The organism is Pandoraea oxalativorans, from assembly GCF_000972785.3.
Lineage (GTDB): Bacteria > Pseudomonadota > Gammaproteobacteria > Burkholderiales > Burkholderiaceae > Pandoraea > Pandoraea oxalativorans.
The window spans coordinates 4,609,731-4,633,061 of the sequence record NZ_CP011253.3 but is presented as its reverse complement, the minus strand read 5'-3'; the positions used below and the strand labels follow the sequence as shown (position 1 = coordinate 4,633,061).

Genomic DNA, 23,331 nt, shown 5'->3' with positions numbered 1-23,331 from the left:
ACTTTTTGCGCGAACGATATTCACAAAGCGATCAGCTCTGACAATGGAGTCCGGGCTGATCGCCAAAAAATTCTATAACCACCAACTCTATCCGCGTCACACGCGCTCGACCGAAGCGGCCTATGGGCCCACTTCCTGCCGTCGCTGCGTGACGTGCGTGCGCTCGCTGCTCCAGGGTCACCGGACGAGCAGCCTGCCCGGGGTGCAAGTAAAATACCGTTTTGGGGTATGCACCGACAGAGGTGGGGATTTGGCATGATTCCCGCTACCACCACCTCTGTCGGACAAATTATATTCATAATGAATGAGTTAGGCAAAAGTCGGCAGAAAATGGTTGCGCCGGCGTCCGCACCGCAGGTCCGTCTCGTCGAGGTTGACGATGGTTCGGCCGGTCAGCGTATCGATAATTTCCTGTTGCGTGAGTGCAAAGGGGTACCGAAAAGCCACGTCTATCGCATTCTGCGTAGCGGGGAAGTCCGCGTAAATAAAGGGCGAGTAGACGCAGCCTATCGACTTGTCATCGGCGATAGCGTCCGCATTCCGCCGGTCCGAATGGCGACGCCCGACCCCGAGGCCAAGGCCCATGTCCCGGCCGCCACTTTCCCCATCCTGTTCGAAGACGACTACCTCATGGCCATCGATAAGCCGGCCGGTGTGGCCGTGCACGGTGGCAGCGGGGTGTCCTTCGGGGTGATTGAGCAATTGCGTCAGGCGCTGCCGCAACTGAAGTTCCTGGAACTGGTGCATCGACTCGATCGTGAGACGTCCGGCATTCTGTTGCTCGCGAAAAAGCGAGCGGCGCTGGTCGGCATGCACGAGCAGATCCGTCACAACCGGATGGACAAGCGCTATCTCGCCTGCGTCACGGGCGAATGGCGCGACCCGAAACGCGCAGTCAAGGCGCCGCTATATAAATACGTCACCGCTGAGGGCGAACGTCGGGTGCGGGTGCAGGAAGACGGGCAGGCATCGCACACCGTATTTCGCATGGTGGAATCGTTCCCGCCTTATACGTTGCTGGAAGCGGAACTGAAAACGGGGCGGACCCATCAGATCCGGGTTCACCTGGCGCATGGCGGTACGCCCATCGTCGGCGACGACAAATATGGCGACTTCACGCTGAACAAGAATCTGGCGCGGCCCGGCGTTCGTCCCGGTATCAAGCGGATGTTCCTGCACGCCTACCGGCTGAAGTTCACGCACCCCGTGCTGGATACGCCGATTGCGTTGGAAGCGGCGTTGCCGCCAGAATGTGAGCAATTCCTGAATCAACTTCGAACCACCACCGCTGATGCCAAGCCCTGAATTTGACCTGGTCGTGTTCGACTGGGACGGGACGTTGATGGACTCGACGCCCACGATTACTCGCTGTATCCAGGCGGCGTGCCGGGACCTCGGTCTGCCGGTGCCGACCGACGAGCTGGCCAGCCACGTCATTGGACTCGGGTTGCGCGATGCGCTGCAAATGGCCGTCCCCTCCCTCGATCCTTCGCATTATCCGCGCCTGTCGGAGCGCTATCGCTTTCACTATCTGATAGGCGATAAGGAGACGGTGCTGTTCCCGGGCGTTCGCGAACTGCTCGACGAGTTGCGCTCGCGTGGACGTTTCCTCGCGGTGGCGACAGGAAAATCGCGGGTTGGACTGAACCGGGCGCTCGAATCCGCCGGTCTGATGCGGATGTTCGATGCGACCCGTTGCGCGGATGAGACATTCTCCAAGCCGCACCCGGCCATGTTGCAAGAACTGACGCGCGAACTCGGTCAGGATCTGCGCCGTACTGTCATGATCGGCGACACCACCCACGATTTGCAGATGGCGCGTAGCGCTGGCGCGGCGGGCGTGGGCGTGGCCTACGGCGGCGCGCATCCGCGCGATCAGTTGGTCGCGCTCGAACCGGCATATTGTGCCGGCACCGTAGCCGAGCTGCGCGACTGGTTGCTGGAGCGTGTGTGAGCGACGCTGCACTTCCGCTGCCGATCTGTCCGGGCGATGCCCTGGAAGATGGCGGACTCGGGGTTCGCTTCGAGGTGCTCGTCGGTGGACGGCCGACACCGGCTTTCGTGATTCGTTACGACGGGCGCGTCTACGGCTACCTCAATCAATGCGCCCACGTGCCGATGGAACTGGACTGGTCCGAGGGCCACTTCTTCGAGACGGGCGGCTTATACTTGATATGCGCCACGCATGGTGCGACGTACGAACCCGATACCGGGCTTTGCGTTGGCGGGCCTTGCCGTGGCGGGGCTTTGCAGCCCGTACGCGTCGAGGAAAAGCCTGCCGTATCGGGCGAATCCGGGGCGCCGACGACCGTCGTCTGGTGGCCGGAGGCCGGTATCGCCGCACCTGAAACGCCAACGTCCTGACAAAACATCCGCATCTGGTGCTAAGTTGCTTCAAACGTTGCTGAGCGGTCCAATGTCTGTCTCGCCCGTCTCGTCTTTCACCCAAGTCTCTGGATAACGTATGGCCGACTCCCTGCCGCCCGATTCGCCGCGCTCCGAACCCGGTTTCACGCCACCTGGCGGGCGTTCGCCGCAGGCGTCCGGTGCGGGCCGTGATCCCCATGAGGTCAAGCCGTGGGAACGCGAAATGCTGGAAAAGGTCTTGATGGCGGGCATTCGCGAGCAACGCGCCGCGCGACGCTGGAAGATCTTCTTCCGCCTGCTGATGCTGGCGATCATCGCCTTTGCGGTGTGGTCGATCTTCGATTTCGACGGCGGGAGTACGACATCTGTCGGATCGAGCGCGGGGAAGCACACTGCGCTTGTCACGCTGAATGGCGAAATTTCGGCGGACGGTCAGGCGAGCGCGCAGAAGATCAACGCGGCACTGGAATCGGCGTTCGAAGACAAATCGGCTGCCGGGGTGATTCTGCGGATCAACAGCCCGGGCGGCAGTCCGGTACAGGCGGGCATGATCTACGACGACATCGCTCGTTTGCGTGCGAAATACCCGAAGAAGCCGATTTATGTGGTGGTCGAGGAGATGTGCGCTTCCGGCGGCTATTACGTGGCGGCCGCCGCCGATAAGATTTACGTCGACAAAGCAAGCATCGTCGGCTCCATCGGCGTACTGATGGACGGCTTCGGCTTCAGCGGGTTAATGGACAAGCTGGGCGTGGAGCGCCGTCTGCTGACTGCGGGCCGCAACAAGGGCTTCCTCGACCCGTTCTCGCCGCAGACCGCTCAACAGAAAACGTACGCGTTGGACATGCTCGAACAGGTTCACCAGCAGTTCATCACGGCAGTCAAAAAGGGCCGTGGTAACCGTCTGAAGGACGATCCGGACCTGTTTAGCGGCCTGTTCTGGACGGGGCAGCGCTCCGTCGAGCTGGGGCTGGCCGACGGTCTCGGTACGGTCGACTCCGTGGCGCGCGACGTGCTGAAGGCTCCCGATCTGGTCGACTACACCGTCAAGGAAAACCTGCCCGAACGTATGGCGCGGCGCTTTGGCGCGGCAGTGGGTGCAGCGGCGATGAAGACGATGTTCATGGGCACCGCGCTGACGATGAAGTAATCGTTACGCTGCACCGTCCGTCGATAGACGGCGCAATGGTAAGAACCGAAAAACCCCACGGAAGCCGGACTCCCGTGGGGTTTTCTTATCTGCGTCCGGTTATTGCGCCAAAAACAGAAAAATCGCAGGCCGTTTATGCAGGTCGACGCGGGTGTGCGGCCATCCCTTGACTCGGTGCGTCACGATTTGCTCTGCATCCTGCGTGACATCGACGGCCACGCAAAGGAGTGTGGAGGCGTCGCAGCTTTGCAGCAGCGCGTCGAGCATCGCCTTGTTGCGGTAGGGCGTCTCGATGAAGATCTGCGTCTGTTTTTCCTTGCGCGAGCGTTGTTCGAGCTCGCGCAGACGCTTGATGCGTTCACCCGCATCCGTCGGCAAATAACCGTGAAAAGCGAAGCTTTGACCGTTAAGTCCGCTGGCCATCAGGGCGAGAAGAATCGAGCTGGGGCCGACGAACGGCACCACCCGCACCCCTTTTTCATGGGCACGACGCACCAGCAGCGCGCCCGGATCGGCGACCGCCGGGCAACCCGCCTCCGACACGAGGCCGCCATCCGCGCCTGCCAGAATCGGCGCGAGCAGGGCATCGATGGCCGCATCAGGCGTATTGACGTTGAGCTCGCGGATGTCGATTTCCTGAATCGGCGTGCTGACGCCCACCAGTTTCAGGAAGGCGCGCGTGCTCTTGGCCTGTTCGCCGACGAAGTATTTCAGTCCGGCGGTCACTGTGCGGACTTCTTCGGGCAACACGGACGGTAGCCCGCCTCGGGTGCTCGTGCCGAGCGTGTTGGGAATCAGATACAGCGCGCCGCTCATGCTGCGCTCCCTTGTTGTCCCACGCCGGGCCCGGGCAGGGCGATACCGGCACGCATCAGCATGGTCGTGAGCGCGACCAGCGGGAGGCCGATGAGTGCCGTCGGGTCGTCGTTTTCAATCGTTTCGAGCAGCATGATGCCGAGCCCTTCGGATTTGGCGCTGCCCGCGCAGGCATAGGGCGTTTCTGCGTGAAGATAAGCGGCCAAAACGTTATCGGGCAGATCGCGGAACTTCACCCGCGTGACGACGTCTTTGGCCTGGCTCTCGCCGTTGCGGGCGTCGTAGACGCACAGGGCGGAGTGGAACTCGACTACCTTTCCGCGCATGTCGCGTAGTTGCGTCATGGCGTTCTCGAAATTGCCGGGTTTGCCGACCTGGCGGCCTTCGAAGGTGGCGACCTGGTCGGAGCCGATGATGACGGCGCCGGGGTGGCGGGCCGCGACGGCCTGCGCCTTCTGGCGGGCCAGCCGCAGCGAGGTGTCGTGCGGCGTTTCACCGGCGGCGGGCGTCTCGTCGATGTCCGGGATGTCGACCGAGAACGGCAAGCGCAGGCGCTCGAGCAGTTCGCGGCGATAGCGTGATCCGGAGGCCAGGATCAGCGATGGCAGGGGCTGTGCGGTCATCGGGTTTAAGTGTTTGACGAGAAACGAAAAACTATTTAGAATTCACGGCTTTTGCAATCTGGCGCTCGGTCTCGCCAGCCTGCGCGACACCGGTTCAAGTGCCTGAAAGGCGCGTCGAATCAGGGCGCTGCGAGTGGCAGGGGACATGAAATGCGGTCAGATGCGCCAAGGCAAGGATGAGCGTGATGAACGAATATATCGTCGATCTGTTCGAATTCGCGCGTACCGGCCGGGTGGCGGAAGGTGACGTGCAGCTTGCGGCATTGCCGCGCATGGTAACCGAAGTGCCCGCCGAAGTCTCGGCCTCGGGACATGCTCAGGGCGTGTTTCACTGGCGTGCGGAAGGGGCGGAGAAGCCCGTGCTGCGTGCGGACGGCAAGCCCACCGTCAAGCAGTTTCTGACGCTGACGGTCGAAGGTCCGATGTGGCTCGAATGCCAGCGTTGCCTCACGCCTTACCAGGAGTCGCTCGACTCGGAGACGACGTTCGAGATCGTCCCTGACGAAGCCGCTGCGGAGGCGCGTCCTCTCGATGAAGACGAACTCGAAGCGCTGGTCGGCTCCAAACATTTCGATTTGCGCGAGCTGATCGAAGAAGAATTGCTGTTGGCTCTGCCTATCGTCCCGAAACATGAGGTTTGTCCGAGTGTTCACGATAGTCTGGCCACCGGAAGCGACGGGTTGGCAGCGCCGGCTCCGGAGCCCGAAGAAGAGGATAAGCCGTCTCCGTTCGCGGCGCTGGCAGCGCTCAAGCGCTCGCCGGACAAGGACGGAAAGTAATGTGCGGCCGGATTTCCGGCTCACCAAAGTACATGTTTGCGTTAGTCGCACAGGTCGGGCCGACAGGCCGACACCGTAGGGCGGCGCTCGAACTGTGTTAAAATTTCGCGATATTTTGAGGAGTTATCATGGCCGTTCAACAGAACAAGAAGTCGCCGTCGAAGCGCGGTATGCACCGTTCGCACGATTTCCTGACCGCACCGTCGACCGCCGTCGAACCGACGTCGGGTGAGACGCACCTGCGTCACCACATCTCGCCGAACGGTTTCTACCGTGGTCGCAAGGTCATCAAGACCAAGAACGACTAATTCGGCCCTCAAGGCGATACGCGCCCATCATGGCGCTGTTTGATCGTCCGATGTGGCAAAAGCGGCACTTATCCTGCCGCTTTTTTTGTTACCTGTACCGCAAGCCAATCACGTCGACATGACAGTCACCCTGACGATCGATTGTATGGGCGGAGACCACGGCCCATCGGTGACGGTGCCGGCCTCGGTTCGCTTCGTACAATCCACCGACGATGTCGAACTTGTGCTGGTCGGGCAGCAGGAGATCATCAACGCGCAGCTCGCGAAGCTGCGTGTGACGGATCACCCGCGCCTGTCCGTCGTCAATGCGAGTGAAGTCGTCGCCATGGACGACTCGGTCGAGACTGCGCTGCGCAAGAAGAAAGACTCTTCGATGCGCGTGGCGCTCAATCTGGTCAAGGAAGCGCGCGCGCAGGCCTGCGTGTCCGCCGGGAATACCGGTGCGCTGATGGCCGTCTCGCGTTACGTCCTCAAGACGCTGCCCGGTATCGAGCGCCCGGCGATTGCCACGGTGCTGCCGAACGAGAAGGGTGGCTACACGACGATGCTCGATCTGGGCGCCAACGTCGACTGCGAACCGACTCACCTGCTGCAATTCGCCGAGATGGGCCACGCGCTCGTCGCGGCGGTCGACGGGAAAGAACGTCCGTCGATCGGCCTGCTCAACATTGGCGAAGAAGTCATCAAAGGCAACGACGTCATCAAGCAGGCGGGCGAGCTGCTGCGCGGCTCCACGCTGAATTTCTACGGCAACGTGGAAGGCAACGACATTTATCGCGGTACGACGGATATCGTCGTTTGCGATGGTTTCGTCGGCAACGTTGCGCTCAAGACCTCCGAAGGCCTGGCACAGATGCTCGGCGACATGATCCGCGAAGAGTTCACCCGTACCTGGTGGACGAAGGTGATTGCCGTCATCGCACTGCCGATTCTCACTCGCTTCAAGAACCGCGTCGACCATCGCCGTTACAACGGTGCTGCGTTGCTCGGGTTGCGTGCGCTCGTCATCAAGAGCCACGGTTCCGCCGATGCCTACTCGTTTGAATGGGCCATCAAACGCGGCTATGATGCAGTTCGCAACGGTGTGCTCGACCGTCTGTCGCACGCCATGCAAGAGAATCAGACCCAGCTCCAGGACAACAAACCGGTGAGCGCCATTCCGGCGCTCTGAAGCCGGTCCCGCCCCGGTGCGCTAACCGACTATAAGATGACCCAGTCCGCGATTTATTCTCGTGTCGTCGGCACCGGCAGCTACCTGCCGGCACGACGCGTGACCAATCAGCAGTTGGCAGACGAGCTTGCCACCCGAGGCATCGAGACGAGCGACGAGTGGATCGTCGCCCGTACCGGCATTCAGGCGCGCCATTTCGCCGCGCCCGACCAGACGAGCAGCGATATGGCGGTGGAAGCCGCCAAGCGTGCACTCGACATGGCAGGGCTGAGCGCCGACCAGATCGACCTGATCATGGTGGCCACGTCCACCCCCGATTTCGTGTTCCCGAGTACCGCTTGCCTCGTGCAGAACAAGCTCGGCATCACCAACGGTTGCGCCGCGTTCGACATCCAGGCCGTTTGCTCGGGCTTCGCTTATGCGATGGCGACGGCCGACAACTTCATTCGCTCGGGTGCCTACCGCAACGTGCTTGTGATCGGTGCGGAAACGTTCTCGCGCATTCTCGATTTCAATGACCGTACGACGTGCGTGCTGTTTGGCGACGGCGCGGGTGCGGTCGTGCTGCAAGCGTCCAGCGAGCCGGGCATTCTCTCGAGCGCGCTGCACGCAGACGGCAGTCACTCGAACATCCTCTGCGTGCCGGGCAATGTGAGCGGTGGCGCGGTGCAGGGCGAGGCGTTCCTTTATATGGATGGTCAGGCGGTGTTCAAGCTGGCCGTCAAGGTGCTCGAAAAAGTGGCTCACGAGGCCCTCGAGAAGGCTGGGCTGGAAGCGTCGGCGATCGACTGGCTGATTCCGCATCAGGCCAATCTGCGCATCATGACGAGCACGGCCCGCAAGCTGGGCGCCGAAGCGAAAATGGTCGTGACCGTCGACCAGCACGGCAATACTTCCGCTGCATCGATTCCGCTCGCACTCGACGTCGCCGTTCGCGACGGTCGTATCAAAGCCGGCCAGAACGTCATGATCGAAGGCGTGGGGGGGGGCTTTACGTGGGGCGCGGTGCTTTTCCGCATGTGACGTCACGGCGCCGGAGCGCCACGCGAACTTGCCCCGCGTTGTGAAGTGCGGTGTAAGCGAAGCGCGTGGGAACGCTCTCGTGCGCGTCGTTACGGCGCGCCAGGATGCGCCGCCATGTTTCTGAATCTGACTGTAAAACCAGCCGCTATGACATTCGCTTTCGTTTTCCCGGGACAAGGATCCCAATCGGTGGGCATGCTCGACGCATTCGCGGACAACGCCGTCGTGCGCGAAACGCTTGCCGAAGCTTCGGACGCCCTCGGCCAGGACATCGCCAAGCTGATCGCCGCTGGCCCCGCCGAAGAACTCAACCTCACGACCAACACGCAACCGGTAATGCTCACCGCCGCCTACGCAATGTACCGCGCGTGGTTGGCCGACAGCGGCGCAAAGCCGGCTTTCGTCGCTGGCCACAGCCTGGGTGAATACACCGCGCTTGTGGCTGCAGGCGTCATTGCGTTCAAAGATGCCGTGCCGCTCGTGCGTTTTCGCGCGCAAGCGATGCAGGAAGCCGTGCCGGTCGGTCAGGGCGGTATGGCGGCGATTCTCGGTCTGGACGACGACACCGTTCGTACCGTCTGCGCCGAGGCGTCGGCGGCGGGCGTGGTCGAGGCCGTCAACTTCAATGCGCCGGCTCAAGTCGTGATTGCCGGTGCCAAGGCGGGTGTTGAAAAAGCTTGCGAACTGGCCAAGGCCGCAGGCGCCAAGCGCGCGCTCGTGCTGCCGGTGTCCGCACCGTTCCATTCGTCGCTGCTCAAGCCTGCGTCGGACCGTCTGCGCGAGTATCTGGCGAGCGTGACGTTTAACGCGCCGCAGGTCTCGCTCGTCAATAATGTGGATGTGGCCGTCGAAACCGAAGTCGCTCGCATCAAGGACGCGCTGGTGCGTCAGGCGGCCGCCCCGGTGCGCTGGGTTGAGTCGGTCAAGTGGCTCGCGGCGCAAGGCGTGACGCAGGTGGTCGAGTGCGGTCCGGGCAAGGTGCTGACCGGCCTGACCAAGCGCATCGACGGCAATCTCACGGGTTTGGCAATCACCGATCCGGCCTCACTGGCCGACGTGCGTGCCCAACTCTCGTAAGCCATAGGCAAGGGTAATTCTTTCATGAGCAAGCAACTCGAAAACCTCGTGGCGCTGGTGACCGGCGCCTCGCGCGGCATCGGTCGTGCCATCGCCCTCGAACTGGCTCGCCAGGGGGCGACAGTCGTGGGCACCGCCACCAGCGAAGCCGGTGCGCAAGGCATCGATGCGTATTTCGCGGAAGCCGGCGTCGCGGGCAAGGGCATTGTCCTGAATGTGACCGACGCAGAGGGCGTGGCCGCCGCGCTGGACGACATCCTCAAGCAGCATGGCAAGCTCGACATCCTCGTCAATAACGCTGGTATTACTCGCGATAACCTCGCGATGCGTATGAAGGACGACGAGTGGGATGACGTAATCGACACGAACCTCAAGGCGATTTTCCGTCTGTCGCGCGCGGTCATAAAGCCGATGATGAAGGCGCGTAGCGGCCGGATCATCAATGTGACGTCGGTCGTCGGTTCCGCGGGCAACCCGGGACAAGCCAATTACGCCGCCGCGAAGGCGGGCGTGTCGGGCATGTCGCGTTCGCTGGCCGCCGAGATCGGCAGCCGAAACATCACGGTCAATTGCGTGGCCCCCGGTTTTATCGACACCGATATGACCAAGGCGCTGGGCGAAGCACAGCACGAAGCGCTCAAGGCGCGCATTCCGCTGGGCCGTCTGGGCGCGCCGGAAGATATCGCTAATGCGGTGGCGTTCCTCGCGTCTCCGCAGGCTGGTTACATCACCGGCACTACGCTTCACGTGAACGGCGGCATGTTCATGAATTAAGGAAGATGTGCGCGGATTGTGGTGAAAATGCACGATTTTGCGCGACATTGAACATTATTTGGCGCATGCTAACTTTGCTTGGCAAACCTGTTAAAATGCGCGCACTTGTCTGAACTAACTACCCCGGAGGGTTTGAATGGATAACATTGAGCAACGCGTCAAGAAGATCGTCGCCGAACAACTTGGCGTCGCGGAAGCCGACATTAAGAACGAATCCAGCTTCGTGAACGATCTCGGCGCTGACTCGCTCGATACGGTTGAGCTGGTGATGGCACTGGAAGAAGAGTTCGAGATCGAGATCCCGGACGAAGAAGCAGAAAAGATCACCACCGTGCAACAAGCTATCGATTTCGCCTCGTCGCAGAAGAAGGCGTAATTCGTACGGTTAGCCTGATTGGCCGGGATGCCGACCGGCTCCTGGCGTCGGGCATGCCTGTCAGCCGCAGGGAGCGCAGGGTCGGACCTTGTCGCCTCTGTGGCTTTTGTTTTGTATGACCCAGCAGAAGAAGGGGAGTATCGTGAGTCGTCGTCGCGTCGTCATTACCGGTCTGGGCCTGATCTCGCCGGTCGGCAACACTGTTGCCGAAGGTTGGGAAAATCTGGTCGCGGGCCGTTCGGGCATCGCCAACATCACGAAGTTCGATGCGAGCGAGTTCAAAGTTCGCTTCGCAGGCGAAGTCAAAAACTTCGAGACAGAGAAGTATCTGTCGACCAAGGACGCTCGCCGTATGGATACGTTTATCCATTACGGTCTGGCGGCCGGCATTCAGGCGTTTGAGGATAGCGGCCTGCAAATCACCGCAGAGAACGCAGAGCGCATCGGTGTCCTCGTTGGCTCCGGGATTGGCGGTCTGCCGATGATCGAGGATACGCATGACGATCTGATCAAGGGCGGTCCGCGCAAGATTTCTCCCTTCTTCGTGCCGGGCTCGATCATCAACATGATCTCCGGCCATCTCTCGATCAAGTACGGCCTGAAGGGCCCGAACCTTGCCATCGTCACGGCTTGCACGACCGGTCTGCACTGTATCGGTCAGGCTGCACGCATGATTCAGTATGGCGATGCAGATGCTGTGCTCGCCGGCGGCGCCGAATCGACGGTGTCTCCGCTGGGCATCGGCGGTTTCGCTGCGATGACCGCACTGTCCACGCGTAACGACGACCCGGCGACGGCCAGCCGTCCGTGGGACAAGGATCGCGATGGCTTCGTGCTGGGCGAAGGCGCCGGCGTGATAATGGTCGAAGAGTATGAGCATGCCAAGGCGCGCGGCGCCAAGATCTACGCCGAACTCACGGGCTTCGGCATGAGCGCCGACGCGTACCACATGACCGCGCCCTGCGAAGACGGCGACGGCGCACTGCGTGCCATGACGAACGCGCTGCGCGACGCCGGTCTGAACGCCGACACGGTGAACTATGTGAATGCGCATGGCACGTCGACGCCGCTGGGCGATATCGCCGAGACGGTGGCGGTCAAGCGCCTGATGGGCGATGCGGCCAGGAACGTCGTGGTGAATTCGACCAAGTCGATGACCGGCCACTTGCTGGGCGGCGCGGGCGGCCTGGAGTCGGTGTTTACCGTGCTGGCCGTTCACCATCAGAAGTCGCCGCCGACGATCAACATCTTCAATCAGGATCCGGCTTGCGACCTCGACTACTGCGCAAATACGGCCCGTGACATGAAAATTGATGTTGCGTTGAAGAACTCTTTCGGATTTGGCGGGACTAACGGCACGCTGGTCTTCCAGCGAGTCTAAGTTCGCGGGACGCCCCGCAGGCGTCCCGTCCCGCTGACCCACGCTCCGGTGAGTGTGCCCGGGCGTGCGGCGTCAAAGACACTTCCAGCTGTGGTGGTCAGTGCTGCCACGGTGCAATTGGGCCCGTTCGGGCCCGGCAGCCAGAGAAAATACGGATCCATATCAGGTGAGTGAACGAGAAATCGACCAGGCGCTCGTCGAGCGCGTGCAGAAAGGCGACAAAGCCGCCTTCGAGCTGTTGGTCGCGAAATATCACCGCAAGATCATCCGCCTCGTATCGCGGCTCGTGCGCGACGCCGCCGAGGTCGAGGATGTGACGCAGGAGGCCTTTATCAAGGCCTACCGCGCCTTGCCGCAATTTCGCGGCGAGTCGGCGTTCTATACCTGGTTGTATCGTATTGCTGTCAACACGGCGAAAAACCACCTGGCGACCCAGGGACGTCGTGCACCGACTTCGACTGAAGCGAACGCTGAAGAAGCTGAAACTTTTGCCGAGGCCGATCAACTAAGGGATATCAACACGCCTGAGTCGATGCTGATGAGCAAGCAGATTGCTCAAACGGTCAACACAGCGATGGAGGCTTTGCCCGATGAACTTCGAACGGCAATTACCCTGCGAGAAATCGAAGGGTTGAGCTACGAAGAGATCGCCGAAGCCATGGGGTGCCCGATCGGAACGGTCCGTTCGCGAATTTTCCGGGCGCGTGAAGCGATTGCCAGCCGGCTCAGGCCGCTGCTGGACACGCCTGACGGTAAGCGCTGGTGAGCGCGCCGCCGGGAAAGTTATTTTCGTTGGGGGATATCATGGGATCAGCGACGGTGCAAACGCAGCGGGGGCTGCAAGCCGAGCGGATTTCCGCGTTGATGGACGGGGAATTCGATCCGGACGAACTGGCCGCCCTGCTGGACGAGGCTGACACCTCGGGCCGGCCTCTGTGGGACGACTACCATCTGATCGGGGACGCATTGCGTTCCGATGAACTGACGCTGCCGCGTTCGGAGTCTGCCTTTATGGCCTCCTTCGCCGCACGCCTCAAAGCCGAGCCGCACCTGCTCGCGCCGGCCGCACTGGCTGACGCTCAGGCCGCGACTGCTGCGGGTGGCAAGGCCGCCGCCTCGCGTGTCGCGCGAATCAATCCTTTCCTACGCGTTCGCCGCGTCCTGCCGACGGCGGCTGCCGCCGCTGCAGTCGCTGCGCTGTCGTGGGTCGTGGTGCCGCGTCTGCAGGATCATCCGGCAGGGGGCGCGCAACCGCAGGTGTTCGCTCAGACCGCAGCACCGACTGCCAGCGGTTCGAGCCTCACGCGTGTGGCGCTGTCGCAGCAGCCGCAAGCCGCTGTGGCCGCCAACGGTGCGGGTGCGCCGAACGATGTGATCGTGCTGCGCGATGCGCGTCTCGACCAGTATCTTGCAGCTCACCAGCAATATGCGCCGGCCCCGATCGGGCAGAGCGTTTCCCCTTACATGCGAGCCTCGGCGCAAGCGGACGAATAAATGCAGCGCCTGAGTATCGAATCCTTGCCGCGTGCGCCCTTCGGGCGCACTTTCTTCTTGTTTGCATTCCTGCTGGCGAGCACCCTGCAAACGCAGGCGTGGGCGCAGGCCTCCGCGTCTACCGACCCGCTGGTCGAGAAGCGCGAAGTCGGTGCGTGGCTCAACAAGATCCACCGTGCGGCGCAAACGCAAAACTACATCGGCACCTTCGTGTATCAGCGTGGCTCGACCATGCGTTCGTCGAAGATCAGTCACTTCGCCGAGAAGGGTAACGAGTACGAAGAACTGGAGACGCTCGACGGCCGTCAGCGCCGCATTCTTCGTCAGAACGAAGACGTCTACACGCTGATTCCCGAGCAGAAGACCGTTTTTCAGGAAAAGCGCGAGAGCAAGGATTCGTTCCCCGCATTGCTCGCGACGCCCAATCGTGACGTGCTCGACTACTACGCGCCGAAGCTGCTACCGAACGAACGGATGGCGGGCTTCGACTGCATGGTGATCGAGCTCACGCCGAAGGACGATTACCGGTTTGGCTACCGCTTATGGGCCGATCGCAACACCGGCTTGTTGCTGCGTGCGCAGACGCTCGATGCGGAGGGCCATCTGCTGGAGCAGGCGGCGTTCTCGCAAATCTCGATCGGCGTTCCGAGCGAGAAGGTGCGAATCGTCCATGCGATTCAGGCCACGCACGGCTGGCATGTCGTGAAGCCGCAGATTGCGACGACGCGTCTGTCGGACGCTGGCTGGAGCATCGACGTCGACAAGAAGGTGCCGGGTTTCAAGGCCGTTCGGGAAGTGCGTCGCACGATGCGTTCGACGGCTGACGGCAAACCGCTGGAAGTCCAGCAGGTGGTATATTCCGACGGCATGGCCGGACTTTCGGTGTTTATCGAACCGGCCACGCGTGAGCGCAAGGAAGGCCACGGTAGCGCCGGAGCGACGAACATCCTCATCAAGCGCTATGGCGACTTCTGGCTGACCTTGCTCGGCGAAGTGCCGCAGGCCACGCTGCAACAGTTCGCATCCAGCATCGAGTACAAACAGCCGGCGAAGTGACCGGCTGTCGGGTGGGCCGCAACCGGTAACGGTGCGGTCCGGGCAGCGAGGCAGACGTGACGCGACGGTGCGTCGGATGCCAGACTGTCCTCAGGGATTCCGAGACTTTCGCGCACCACGATCTTCCAATGAAGAAGACTCTCCTGCTTCGTGTCATCCTCGGCGGCGCCATTGCCGCCCAATTGGCGGGAGTTCCCGCTGCCTTTGCTGCGCCGGCCTCGGCACCGAGCGGCGGTTCGACGACGTCGAACGCACCGCTTGTCAGCAATCTTCCCGATTTCACTCAGCTCGTCGATCGCGTCGGCCCGGCCGTCGTGAACATTCGGACGACCGAGCGCGTTGCCCGCAATCAGCGCGGGTTGCCGCCCGGTATGGACGATGACATGGCTGAGCTGTTCCGCCGCTTCTTCGGTGTGCCCATGCCGCAGCAGCCGGGCCCGAAGGGCGGCACGCCGAGACGTGGCCAACCTCAGCCGGACGAAGAGCAGAACAGTGGCGTGGGTTCGGGCTTCATCGTCTCGAACGACGGCTACATTCTGACGAACGCGCACGTGGTCGATGGCGCGGACAGCATCTACGTCACCCTGACCGACAAGCGCGAGTTCAAGGCGAAGCTGGTTGGCGCGGACAAGCGTACCGACGTCGCCGTCGTCAAGGTGGAAGCCAAAGACCTGCCGACGGTGCCTGTCGGCGACTCGAACAGGCTGCGCGTGGGCGAGTGGGTGGTGGCGATCGGATCGCCGTTCGGTCTTGAAAATACGGTAACGTCGGGTATCGTGTCGGCTAAGGGCCGAGACACGGGCGATTATCTGCCGTTCATCCAGACGGACGTAGCCGTGAACCCGGGTAACTCGGGCGGCCCGCTGATCAATATGCGTGGCGAGGTCGTGGGCATCAACTCGATGATCTATAGCCAGACCGGCGGTTTCATGGGCATTTCGTTTGCGATTCCGATCGACGAAGTGATGCGCGTGGTCGATCAGCTCAAGAAGACGGGCAAGGTCGTTCGCGGCCGTATCGGCGTGGCGATCAGCGAAGTGAGCAAGGACGTGGCCGATTCGTTGGGCCTGCCGCGTGCTCAGGGCGCATTGGTGCGCAGCATCGAGCCGGGCAGCCCTGCCGAGAAGGCAGGTGTGCAGCCGGGCGATATCATCATGAAGTTCGAAGGCCGTCCGGTCGATCACGCGACGGACCTGCCGCGCATGGTCGGCGAGACCAAGCCGGGTTCGAGCGCAACGCTGCAAGTCCTGCGCAAGGGCAAGAATCAGGATCTGAAGATCGCGATTGCCGAGGCCGATACCGATGCGCCGAAGGCGTCGAAGGCCCAGGGCGGCAGCGCCGAAGCGCCGCATCCGAACGCGTTGGGTCTGGTCGTCTCCGATCTGACCGATGCGCAGAAGAAGGACTTGAAGCTGCGCGGCGGCGTGCAGGTCGAACTGGCTGAAGGCCCGGCGGGCCGTGCGGGGCTCCAGCAGGGTGACATCATTCTGCGAGTGGGCGACGCCGACATCGCCAACGCCAAACAGTTTGAAGAGGTGGTGAAGGCGCTCGATCCGAAGCGTCTGGTGCCGATCCTGGTGCGCCGTGGCGACGCGACGCAGTTCGTACCGCTGCGCCCGCGTGCAGCGGGCAGCAAGTAAGCCAGCCCATGACCGCGCCGGCGCTCACGCTCTACGGCCGCAAGTGGTGTCATCTGTGCGATGACATGCTTGCGGCGCTCGAAGCGATGCGTCCGGCGTGGAATTTCTCGGTCACTGTGATCGACGTCGACAGCGATCCGGTGCTCGAAGCGAAGTACGACGAGATCGTGCCGGTGCTTGCCCTGGGCGAGCGCGAGTTGTGTCGGTATCGTTTCGACGTCGACGCTGTCGCCACTGTTTTTCCCCGGGGCTGACGCTTCGTCCAGTCCGGATGCCCAGAACGAAACCGGCGCCTGCCCATCATTTCCACTGAATCCCGCTTATTTCAGCGATACGGCCGCGATGCCTTCGATTCCGGACGGAATCGGTGCGCTTTCGGCTAAAATGTCGTGTTTGCCGATTCTCTCGAAAGTCGCTGCCGAGCCGAATCCGATGGCACCGACTTTTCTATAGCCCCGCCTCATGGACCATATTCGCAATTTTTCGATCATCGCCCACATCGACCACGGGAAATCGACCCTGGCCGATCGCATCATCCAGCTGAGCGGCGGTTTGTCCGATCGTGAAATGGAGTCTCGCGTCCTCGACTCGATGGATCTCGAGCGTGAGCGGGGCATTACCATCAAGGCCCAGACCGCCGCGCTGCAATATAAGGCACGTGATGGCAAGGTCTACAACCTCAACCTGATCGATACGCCGGGACACGTCGACTTCTCGTACGAAGTGAGCCGTTCGCTGTCCGCTTGCGAAGGCGCGCTGCTCGTCGTCGACGCCTCGCAGGGCGTGGAAGCGCAGACCGTCGCGAACTGTTACACCGCCATCGAGCTGGGCGTGGAAGTCGTGCCGGTGCTCAATAAGATCGACCTGCCGTCGGCCGAGCCGGAAAACGCGATCCAGGAAATCGAAGACGTTATCGGCATTGAAGCGACCGACGCCGTGCGCTGTTCGGCCAAGACCGGTCTGGGTGTGGAAGACGTTCTCGAAGCGCTGATCGCCAAAGTGCCCCCGCCCAAGGGCGACGCCAATGCGCCGCTGCAAGCGCTGATCATCGATTCGTGGTTCGATAGCTACGTCGGTGTGGTGATGCTGGTGCGCGTGGTCAACGGCACGCTCAAACCGAAGGAAAAGATTCACCTGATGGCCACGGGCTCGAGCTATCTGGTCGAACAGGTGGGCGTGTTCACGCCGAAGTCCAAGCAACTCGCGTCGCTGTCTGCCGGTCAGGTGGGCTTCATCATTTCGGGCATCAAGGAACTAAACGCGGCGAAGGTGGGCGATACCGTCACCCACGCCGTGACGACCACGACCAAGCCGGCCGACGCACCACTGCCGGGCTTCAAGGAAGTGAAGCCGCAAGTGTTCGCCGGTCTCTATCCGGTCGAAGCCAACCAGTACGACGCCCTGCGCGACTCGCTCGAAAAGCTCAAGCTCAACGATGCCTCGCTGCAATACGAACCGGAAGTTTCCCAGGCGCTGGGCTTCGGTTTCCGCTGCGGTTTCCTGGGCCTGCTGCACATGGAAATCGTGCAGGAGCGTCTGGAACGCGAATTCGACATGGACCTCATCACCACGGCCCCGACCGTGATTTATGAGGTGACGGAGCGCGACGGCACGATCGTCTCGGTGGAAAACCCGGCAAAGATGCCGGACCCGGGCCGCATCGAGGAGGTTCGCGAGCCGATCGTCACCGTGAATCTGTACATGCCGCAGGAGTACGTCGGTTCGGTCGTCACGCTGTGCCAGCAAAAGCGCGGCGTGCAGATCGATATGCAGTATCACGGCCGTCAGGTGCGTCTGATTTACGAAATTCCGATGGCGGAAATCGTGCTCGACTTCTTCGACCGTCTGAAGTCGGTGTCGCGCGGTTACGCGTCGATGGATTACGAGTTCAAGGAATATCGCGCGTCGGACGTGGTCAAGGTCGACATGCTGATCAATAACGACAAGGTCGACGCGTTGTCGATCATCGTCCACCGCTCGGAGAGCCGTCGTCGCGGTGCGCAAGTCGCGTCGAAGATGCGGGAAATCATTCCGCGTCAGATGTACGATGTGGCGATTCAGGCAGCCATCGGTGCGAACATCATCGCGCGTGAAAACATCAAGGCACTGCGTAAGAACGTGCTGGCGAAGTGCTATGGTGGCGACATCTCGCGTAAGAAGAAGCTGCTCGAGAAACAGAAGGAAGGTAAGAAGCGCATGAAGCAGGTGGGGAGCGTTGAAATTCCCCAGGAAGCGTTCCTTGCCATTTTGCAAGTCGAAGACAAATAACGTAGCGACAGGTCCCGCATGAATTTCGCCCTGATTCTTTTGATCCTGGTGCTGGTGACCGGGGTGGCCTGGGTGGCCGACAAGTTGGTGTTTCAACCGGCGCGCCGCCGGGCTGCACAGAATGCCGTGGCGCAATTCGATCAGCAGCAACTTGCGTTGCAGGGATCCGGTATTCAGGGCTCTGGTTCGCAGGAAGGCAATGCGCTGGCGAGTGCGCGCGCGAAGTTGCGTGACGACAAGCTGCGTCAGCCGTGGTGGCTGGAGTACTCGGCCAGCTTCTTCCCGGTGATTCTGGCGGTGTTCGTCCTGCGCTCGTTCGTGGTCGAGCCGTTCAAGATTCCGTCGGGCTCGATGATTCCGACGCTGCTCGTCGGCGATTTCATCCTCGTGAACAAGTTCGATTACGGCATTCGTCTGCCGGTGGTCAACAAGAAGATCATCGAGTTGGGCGAGCCGAAGCGTGGCGACGTCGTGGTGTTCCGTTACCCGAAGGATGAGTCGATGGACTACATCAAGCGTGTGATCGGCGTGCCGGGCGACGTGGTCGCCTATCAGAACAAGAAGCTGACGATCAACGGTGAACCGGTGCCGGAAACCGCGCTGCCGGATTACTTCGACGACGAGCACATCGCGTACTTCAAGCAGTTCGAGGAGACGGTCGGCGGTGTGAAGAACCGGATTCTGAACGACCCGAACGTGCCGCCGTACATCATTGGCGCGGACGACTTCCCCAACAAGCAGAACTGCCAGTACAACAGCCAGGGCGTGATCTGCAAGGTGCCGCCGGGCACCTACTTCATGATGGGCGACAACCGCGATAACAGCGCGGACAGCCGCTACTGGGGCTTTGTGCCCGAGCAGAACATCGTCGGTCGGGCGTTCTTCATCTGGATGAACTTCTCGAACCTGAAGCGTCTGGGCGGCTTCCAGTAAGTCAGCCGTTTCACGGGGGCGAACACATCCCCGCCAAAGATTGAATTAATGCGGAAATTGACGTCTTTTCGTCAATTTCCGCATTATTGTTTAAAAATAAGAAATAAAAGGCGTGACGGACGATGGCCGCCGGGGGAACTGATCGGTCCAGGCCTCGGAATTGTCCGATCCACCGATCTCACGCCAGTCCGAAAAGCCCGTCAGACGGCGGTAAAGCCCGTCGTTTCTTGGCGACGACCCGCGCCGGGGCGGGAGCGTCGCGCTATACTTGCGCCATGTCTCAATCACTGAATCAACTGGAAGAACGTCTCCAGTATCGTTTCCACGATGCGGAATTGCTTTGCCAAGCACTGACGCACCGTAGCCACAGTGCCGCCAACAATGAGCGGCTGGAGTTTCTCGGCGATTCCATTCTGAACTGTTCGGTGGCAGCGATTCTGTTCCGTCGCTACGGCAAGCTCGACGAAGGCGACCTCTCACGTGTGCGCGCCAATCTCGTGAAGCAACAATCGTTGTACGAGATCGCGCAGACGCTTGGCGTTTCCGATTTTCTTCGCCTGGGCGAAGGCGAGCTCAAGAGCGGTGGTTTCCGTCGTCCCTCGATTCTGGCCGACACGCTCGAAGCGTTGTTCGGGGCGATGTACCTCGACGGCGGTTTCGAGAAGGCCTATGCGGTGATCGAGCGGCTGTACACGCCCGTGCTCGAACATGTCGATCCGAAGACGCTCGGCAAAGACGCCAAGACGCTGCTTCAGGAATACCTGCAAGGCCACAAGATCGCGCTGCCACAGTACACGGTGATCGCCACCCACGGGGCGGCGCACAACCAGCAGTTCGAGGTCGAGTGCACCGTGCCGAAGCTCGACATCAAGGTGGGTGGTTCGGGGGCCAGCCGTCGTGCGGCCGAGCAGGCAGCGGCCAAGAACGCGCTGGAAGAGGTGCAGAAGATGCCCGCGCTGGCGAAGCCGAAGGCCGAGAAGAGTGCGAAGGCGGCGAAGAAGCGTGCTGCCAAGGCGGCGGCCTCGGAGGCGAAGAAGGCCGGACAGGTGGGGCAGGCCGGGCAACTGACGGTGGCGTCGCAGGCCGAGTCGAAAGACGCGAAGGAGTCCCGCGAGCCGAAGGAGGCGCGTGATGGCGCGGTCGGGGCGACCACGGCGCCGGCCATGACCGCGTCGAGCCACAATGCGCCTCGCAACGCGGCCGCATCGCCCGAGAAGTCTGCCGATAAGTCCGCTGAAAAGCCCGCCGAAAAGCCGACCGACAAGGCCGACGCCGCCAAGCAACCTCCGGCAGCTGCCTGAGTTCCATTCAGGGAGAGAGCAAGCGCTGCTGTCCCCCTTTCAAGAGAGTTTCCAATCATGAACGATAAGACGGATTTTCGCTGCGGTACCGTGGCGATCGTCGGGCGTCCGAACGTCGGCAAGTCGACGCTGCTCAACGCCCTCGTCGGTCAGAAGATCAGCATTACGTCGCGCAAGGCGCAGACCACGCGACATCGCATCACCGGCATCAACACCACCCAAGACGCGCAGTACATCTTCGTCGACACCCCGGGCTTTCAGACACGTCATGCGACCGCACTCAACCGCTCGCTCAATCGCGCGGTGACGTCCACGCTGTCGAGCGTCGATGTTGTGATGTTCGTGATCGAAGCGGGCAATTTCGGCCCGGACGACGAGAAGGTACTCAAGCTCCTGCCGGAAAACACACCGGTGCTGCTGATCGTCAACAAGCTGGACCGTATCAACGATAAGGCCGAGATGCTGCCGTTCCTGCGCAAGCTGGGCGAAGTGCGTGATTTCCGCGAAATCGTGCCGATGTCGGCCAAGCGCGAGGACGACATCAAGCGTTTGCTCGGCGTGTTGCGTCCGTATCTGCTCGAAGGCGACCCGATTTACGGCGAGGACGATCTGACCGATCGCAGCGAGCGCTTCATGGCGGCGGAGATCCTGCGCGAAAAGGTGTTCCGCTGGACGGGGGACGAATTGCCGTACACGAGTACGGTCATCATCGACAAGTTCGAAGTCGAAGGGAATCTACGCCGTATTTTTGCGACGATTCTGGTCGATCGCGATAATCACAAGGCGATGATCATCGGCAACAAGGGCGCGAAGCTCAAGCAGATCTCCACCGATGCACGCCTCGATATGGCGAAGCTCTTCGACGGTCCCGTGTATCTGGAAGTGTGGATCAAGGTGAAGGGCGGTTGGGCCGACAACGAAGCCAGCCTGCGGGCATATGGCTACGAGTGAGCTGGATACGTCGCGTGACGATGTCGACGCGCCGGACGCCGTAACGTCGGCGGGTGGCACGTCGCAAGCTACGCGATCCCCGCGAGCTGCCTCGGAGGCAGTAGGGGCGCGGCCCGCGCGTCCGATGAGCACGCGCACGCGTGCCGTCGACGACGATGCTTCGGAAGCCTTCCAGCAAGCCCAGGCCAACGCCGATACCGTCAAGCGCGAAACCAGGCGCACGCGACGCGCGCCGTCCCCCGCCCGGGTGGCCGAGCGCGAACAAAGCCGGGTGACGGAACAACCCGGCTTCGTGCTTCACAGCTATCCCTACCGCGAAACCAGTCTGATCATCGATGTGCTCACGCGCGACCACGGGCGAATTGCGCTCGTCGCCAAGGGGGCGAAGCGTCCGCATTCCGCACTGCGCGGCGTGCTTCAGACATTTCAACCACTCTCGCTCGCGTGGCTCGGCAAAGGCGAGTTGCGCACGTTGACGAAGGCTGAGTGGGTGGGCGGCTTGCGTCCCCTGGAGGGCGACGCGTTGCTCTCGGGCTTTTACCTGAACGAATTGCTGGTGAAGTTCTGCGCGCGAGACGACCCGCACGACAAGCTGTTCCAGCACTATCTGACGACGCTGCATCATCTCGCGCACGGCGAACCTGCGGGCGTGATCCTGCGCGCGTTCGAGCGCGTGTTGTTGCGCGAGACGGGATATGCCGTGGCGTTCGACCGTTGCACGCAAACGCGTGGCAAGGTCGTGCCGGATTGCCGCTACGTGTTTCACCCCGACCGAGGCGTGCGCCCGGCGCGCGGCGACGAACCGTCGGACTGGCCGGTTGTCGGCGGGCAGACCCTGCTCGATATGGAACAAGACGATTACTCGCGGGCGCAGACCGTGCAGCAAAGCAAGTTGCTCATGCGCTTTCTTCTCAACCACCATTTGGGCGGCGTGCCGCTCAATACCCGGCAGATCCTGCTCGACCTGCAAAAACTATGAGCCTCTTCTTCCAAGGCAACGCCCTCGACCTCGGTGTCAACATCGATCACGTCGCTACGGTGCGCAACGCGCGCGGCACGAAATATCCGGATCCGATCCGGGCCGCTTTGCTGGCCGAAGAGGCGGGCGCGGATGTAATCACGCTGCACTTGCGTGAGGACCGTCGCCATATTCGCGACGACGACGTGACGAATCTGCGCGACAAGCTGATCACGCGCATGAACCTCGAGTGCGCGGTGACGGAAGAGATGCTGGCAATCGCCTGCCGCGTGAAGCCGCACGATGTCTGCCTGGTGCCGGAGAGCCGTCAGGAGCTGACGACCGAAGGCGGGCTGGACGTCGTCGGGTTGTACGACCGTATCGCCGCCGCGACGCAACGGCTTGGCGAAGCCGGTAGCCGTGTGTCGCTCTTCATCGATCCGGATGAGGCGCCGATTCGCGCCGCCGCCCGCATGGGCGCACCGGTCGTCGAGCTGCACACAGGGCGGTACGCCGAGGCACACGACGAAGCGACGCGCGAGGCCGAGTTCGCCCGCATCGAACGTGCGGTGGCGCTGGGGGTCTCGCTGGGACTGCGCGTCAACGCCGGTCACGGCCTGCACTATGAGAACGTGCAGCCCATCGCAGCCATCGAGGGTATTGCCGAGCTGAACATCGGACACGCCATCGTCGCTCACGCCCTCTTCGCTGGCTGGGAGAATGCGGTTCGCGAGATGAAAGCCATCATGGTCGCCAGCCGCATCGCGGCGCGCGGCTGAGCGGCGGCGTCCCGTCCGTTTATCGCCGCATCGAGCCGTGACACGATTCTTCTCATGAGCGATCCGAATCTCCCGTCCTCGCCGTCCGCCGCGCATAACCCGACGG

24 protein-coding genes and 1 pseudogene are annotated in these 23,331 nt (G+C 61.8%); 23 read left to right on the top strand and 2 right to left on the bottom strand.

From position 1 onward, the window contains the following. Positions 1–300 precede the first annotated feature (300 nt). From MB84_RS20405 to MB84_RS20390, 4 genes are all read left to right on the top strand, one after another. Positions 301–1,305 carry an RluA family pseudouridine synthase gene (locus MB84_RS20405; RefSeq protein WP_046289682.1) on the top strand — a complete coding sequence of 335 codons (1,005 nt, stop codon included), beginning with the start codon at positions 301–303 and terminating at the stop codon, positions 1,303–1,305. After that, the gene (locus tag MB84_RS20400; protein ID WP_046289681.1) at positions 1,292–1,954 is read left to right on the top strand and encodes an HAD family hydrolase; all 663 of its coding nucleotides are present in this window, start codon (positions 1,292–1,294) and stop codon (positions 1,952–1,954) included. The genes MB84_RS20405 and MB84_RS20400 overlap by 14 nt, the downstream gene beginning before the upstream one ends. Next, complete coding sequence (locus MB84_RS20395; protein ID WP_046289680.1) at positions 1,951–2,364, top strand: Rieske (2Fe-2S) protein; 414 nt, start codon at positions 1,951–1,953, stop codon at positions 2,362–2,364. Before MB84_RS20400 ends, MB84_RS20395 begins: the two co-directional genes overlap by 4 nt. A gap of 100 nt (positions 2,365–2,464) precedes the next feature. After that, positions 2,465–3,517, top strand: coding sequence for a S49 family peptidase (locus tag MB84_RS20390; protein ID WP_046289679.1), 1,053 nt, complete (start codon positions 2,465–2,467; stop codon positions 3,515–3,517). Positions 3,518–3,616: 99 nt separating this feature from the next. On the opposite strand, the gene MB84_RS20385 is transcribed toward MB84_RS20390, so the two are convergent. Both MB84_RS20385 and MB84_RS20380 read right to left on the bottom strand, forming a co-directional pair. After that, positions 3,617–4,333: an SAM-dependent methyltransferase gene (locus tag MB84_RS20385; protein WP_046289678.1), complete on the bottom strand. Its 717-nt coding sequence runs from the start codon at positions 4,331–4,333 to the stop codon at positions 3,617–3,619. Then, complete coding sequence (locus MB84_RS20380) at positions 4,330–4,956, bottom strand: Maf family nucleotide pyrophosphatase (RefSeq protein WP_046289677.1); 627 nt, start codon at positions 4,954–4,956, stop codon at positions 4,330–4,332. The genes MB84_RS20385 and MB84_RS20380 overlap by 4 nt, the downstream gene beginning before the upstream one ends. Before the next feature lie 176 nt (positions 4,957–5,132). On the opposite strand from MB84_RS20380, the gene MB84_RS20375 reads away from it, so the two are divergent. The 19 genes and pseudogenes from MB84_RS20375 to pdxJ all read left to right on the top strand — a co-directional run bounded on the left by MB84_RS20375 (position 5,133) and on the right by pdxJ (position 23,225). Continuing rightward, a complete protein-coding gene (locus tag MB84_RS20375) occupies positions 5,133–5,735 on the top strand; it encodes a YceD family protein (RefSeq protein ID WP_046289676.1) in 603 nt (200 codons plus the stop codon). A gap of 128 nt (positions 5,736–5,863) precedes the next feature. After that, complete coding sequence (gene rpmF, locus MB84_RS20370) at positions 5,864–6,043, top strand: 50S ribosomal protein L32 (RefSeq protein WP_023594409.1); 180 nt, start codon at positions 5,864–5,866, stop codon at positions 6,041–6,043. A gap of 118 nt (positions 6,044–6,161) precedes the next feature. Beyond that, positions 6,162–7,214, top strand: a complete 1,053-nt coding sequence (plsX, locus tag MB84_RS20365; protein ID WP_046289675.1) for a phosphate acyltransferase PlsX — start codon at positions 6,162–6,164, stop codon at positions 7,212–7,214. A gap of 36 nt (positions 7,215–7,250) precedes the next feature. Further along, positions 7,251–8,237 carry a beta-ketoacyl-ACP synthase III gene (locus tag MB84_RS20360; RefSeq protein WP_039401236.1) on the top strand — a complete coding sequence of 329 codons (987 nt, stop codon included), beginning with the start codon at positions 7,251–7,253 and terminating at the stop codon, positions 8,235–8,237. 147 nt (positions 8,238–8,384) lie between these two features. After that, complete coding sequence (gene fabD / locus MB84_RS20355; protein WP_046289674.1) at positions 8,385–9,314, top strand: ACP S-malonyltransferase; 930 nt, start codon at positions 8,385–8,387, stop codon at positions 9,312–9,314. Between the two features lie 24 nt (positions 9,315–9,338). Next, positions 9,339–10,088 carry a 3-oxoacyl-ACP reductase FabG gene (fabG, locus tag MB84_RS20350; protein ID WP_039401231.1) on the top strand — a complete coding sequence of 250 codons (750 nt, stop codon included), beginning with the start codon at positions 9,339–9,341 and terminating at the stop codon, positions 10,086–10,088. Between the two features lie 136 nt (positions 10,089–10,224). Further along, entirely contained in the window at positions 10,225–10,464 is a 240-nt protein-coding gene (gene acpP / locus MB84_RS20345; protein ID WP_039401228.1) for an acyl carrier protein, read from the top strand. Between the two features lie 142 nt (positions 10,465–10,606). After that, on the top strand, positions 10,607–11,845 hold the full coding sequence (fabF, locus tag MB84_RS20340) for a beta-ketoacyl-ACP synthase II (RefSeq protein ID WP_046293065.1): 1,239 nt from the start codon (positions 10,607–10,609) through the stop codon (positions 11,843–11,845). A 166-nt stretch (positions 11,846–12,011) separates the two neighbouring features. Continuing rightward, positions 12,012–12,611, top strand: a complete 600-nt coding sequence (gene rpoE / locus MB84_RS20335; RefSeq protein WP_010805230.1) for an RNA polymerase sigma factor RpoE — start codon at positions 12,012–12,014, stop codon at positions 12,609–12,611. Positions 12,612–12,649: 38 nt separating this feature from the next. Further along, positions 12,650–13,339, top strand: coding sequence for a sigma-E factor negative regulatory protein (locus tag MB84_RS20330; RefSeq protein WP_046289673.1), 690 nt, complete (start codon positions 12,650–12,652; stop codon positions 13,337–13,339). Then, positions 13,340–14,395: a MucB/RseB C-terminal domain-containing protein gene (locus MB84_RS20325; RefSeq protein WP_046289672.1), complete on the top strand. Its 1,056-nt coding sequence runs from the start codon at positions 13,340–13,342 to the stop codon at positions 14,393–14,395. A gap of 128 nt (positions 14,396–14,523) precedes the next feature. Next, on the top strand, positions 14,524–16,035 hold the full coding sequence (locus tag MB84_RS20320) for a DegQ family serine endoprotease (RefSeq protein WP_046289671.1): 1,512 nt from the start codon (positions 14,524–14,526) through the stop codon (positions 16,033–16,035). 8 nt (positions 16,036–16,043) lie between these two features. After that, a complete protein-coding gene (locus MB84_RS20315) occupies positions 16,044–16,289 on the top strand; it encodes a glutaredoxin family protein (protein WP_046289670.1) in 246 nt (81 codons plus the stop codon). A gap of 208 nt (positions 16,290–16,497) precedes the next feature. Next, a complete protein-coding gene (lepA, locus tag MB84_RS20310) occupies positions 16,498–18,303 on the top strand; it encodes a translation elongation factor 4 (protein ID WP_046289669.1) in 1,806 nt (601 codons plus the stop codon). A gap of 18 nt (positions 18,304–18,321) precedes the next feature. Further along, a complete protein-coding gene (gene lepB / locus MB84_RS20305) occupies positions 18,322–19,236 on the top strand; it encodes a signal peptidase I (RefSeq protein ID WP_046289668.1) in 915 nt (304 codons plus the stop codon). Between the two features lie 275 nt (positions 19,237–19,511). After that, positions 19,512–20,534: pseudogene (rnc, locus tag MB84_RS20300) on the top strand (ribonuclease III); the annotation flags it as partial. Between the two features lie 60 nt (positions 20,535–20,594). Further along, entirely contained in the window at positions 20,595–21,488 is an 894-nt protein-coding gene (era, locus tag MB84_RS20295; RefSeq protein WP_046289666.1) for a GTPase Era, read from the top strand. A 124-nt stretch (positions 21,489–21,612) separates the two neighbouring features. Beyond that, positions 21,613–22,467 carry a DNA repair protein RecO gene (recO, locus tag MB84_RS20290; protein WP_157122796.1) on the top strand — a complete coding sequence of 285 codons (855 nt, stop codon included), beginning with the start codon at positions 21,613–21,615 and terminating at the stop codon, positions 22,465–22,467. Continuing rightward, complete coding sequence (pdxJ, locus tag MB84_RS20285) at positions 22,464–23,225, top strand: pyridoxine 5'-phosphate synthase (protein WP_046289664.1); 762 nt, start codon at positions 22,464–22,466, stop codon at positions 23,223–23,225. Before recO ends, pdxJ begins: the two co-directional genes overlap by 4 nt. The last annotated feature ends 106 nt before the right edge of the window (positions 23,226–23,331 follow it).

What these genes read in the sequence shown, in the direction of transcription:
- MB84_RS20405 (WP_046289682.1), top strand. Translation starts at nt 301, where the DNA reads ATGAATGAGTTAGGCAAAAGTCGGCAGAAAATGGTTGCGCCGGCGTCC.
- MB84_RS20400 (WP_046289681.1), top strand. Translation starts at nt 1,292, where the DNA reads ATGCCAAGCCCTGAATTTGACCTGGTCGTGTTCGACTGGGACGGGACG.
- MB84_RS20390 (WP_046289679.1), top strand. Translation starts at nt 2,465, where the DNA reads ATGGCCGACTCCCTGCCGCCCGATTCGCCGCGCTCCGAACCCGGTTTC.
- MB84_RS20385 (WP_046289678.1), bottom strand. Translation starts at nt 4,333, where the DNA reads ATGAGCGGCGCGCTGTATCTGATTCCCAACACGCTCGGCACGAGCACC.
- MB84_RS20380 (WP_046289677.1), bottom strand. Translation starts at nt 4,956, where the DNA reads ATGACCGCACAGCCCCTGCCATCGCTGATCCTGGCCTCCGGATCACGC.
- MB84_RS20375 (WP_046289676.1), top strand. Translation starts at nt 5,133, where the DNA reads ATGAGCGTGATGAACGAATATATCGTCGATCTGTTCGAATTCGCGCGT.
- rpmF (WP_023594409.1), top strand. Translation starts at nt 5,864, where the DNA reads ATGGCCGTTCAACAGAACAAGAAGTCGCCGTCGAAGCGCGGTATGCAC.
- plsX (WP_046289675.1), top strand. Translation starts at nt 6,162, where the DNA reads ATGACAGTCACCCTGACGATCGATTGTATGGGCGGAGACCACGGCCCA.
- MB84_RS20360 (WP_039401236.1), top strand. Translation starts at nt 7,251, where the DNA reads ATGACCCAGTCCGCGATTTATTCTCGTGTCGTCGGCACCGGCAGCTAC.
- fabD (WP_046289674.1), top strand. Translation starts at nt 8,385, where the DNA reads ATGACATTCGCTTTCGTTTTCCCGGGACAAGGATCCCAATCGGTGGGC.
- fabG (WP_039401231.1), top strand. Translation starts at nt 9,339, where the DNA reads ATGAGCAAGCAACTCGAAAACCTCGTGGCGCTGGTGACCGGCGCCTCG.
- acpP (WP_039401228.1), top strand. Translation starts at nt 10,225, where the DNA reads ATGGATAACATTGAGCAACGCGTCAAGAAGATCGTCGCCGAACAACTT.
- MB84_RS20330 (WP_046289673.1), top strand. Translation starts at nt 12,650, where the DNA reads ATGGGATCAGCGACGGTGCAAACGCAGCGGGGGCTGCAAGCCGAGCGG.
- MB84_RS20325 (WP_046289672.1), top strand. Translation starts at nt 13,340, where the DNA reads ATGCAGCGCCTGAGTATCGAATCCTTGCCGCGTGCGCCCTTCGGGCGC.
- MB84_RS20320 (WP_046289671.1), top strand. Translation starts at nt 14,524, where the DNA reads ATGAAGAAGACTCTCCTGCTTCGTGTCATCCTCGGCGGCGCCATTGCC.
- MB84_RS20315 (WP_046289670.1), top strand. Translation starts at nt 16,044, where the DNA reads ATGACCGCGCCGGCGCTCACGCTCTACGGCCGCAAGTGGTGTCATCTG.
- lepA (WP_046289669.1), top strand. Translation starts at nt 16,498, where the DNA reads ATGGACCATATTCGCAATTTTTCGATCATCGCCCACATCGACCACGGG.
- lepB (WP_046289668.1), top strand. Translation starts at nt 18,322, where the DNA reads ATGAATTTCGCCCTGATTCTTTTGATCCTGGTGCTGGTGACCGGGGTG.
- era (WP_046289666.1), top strand. Translation starts at nt 20,595, where the DNA reads ATGAACGATAAGACGGATTTTCGCTGCGGTACCGTGGCGATCGTCGGG.
- recO (WP_157122796.1), top strand. Translation starts at nt 21,613, where the DNA reads ATGAGCACGCGCACGCGTGCCGTCGACGACGATGCTTCGGAAGCCTTC.
- pdxJ (WP_046289664.1), top strand. Translation starts at nt 22,464, where the DNA reads ATGAGCCTCTTCTTCCAAGGCAACGCCCTCGACCTCGGTGTCAACATC.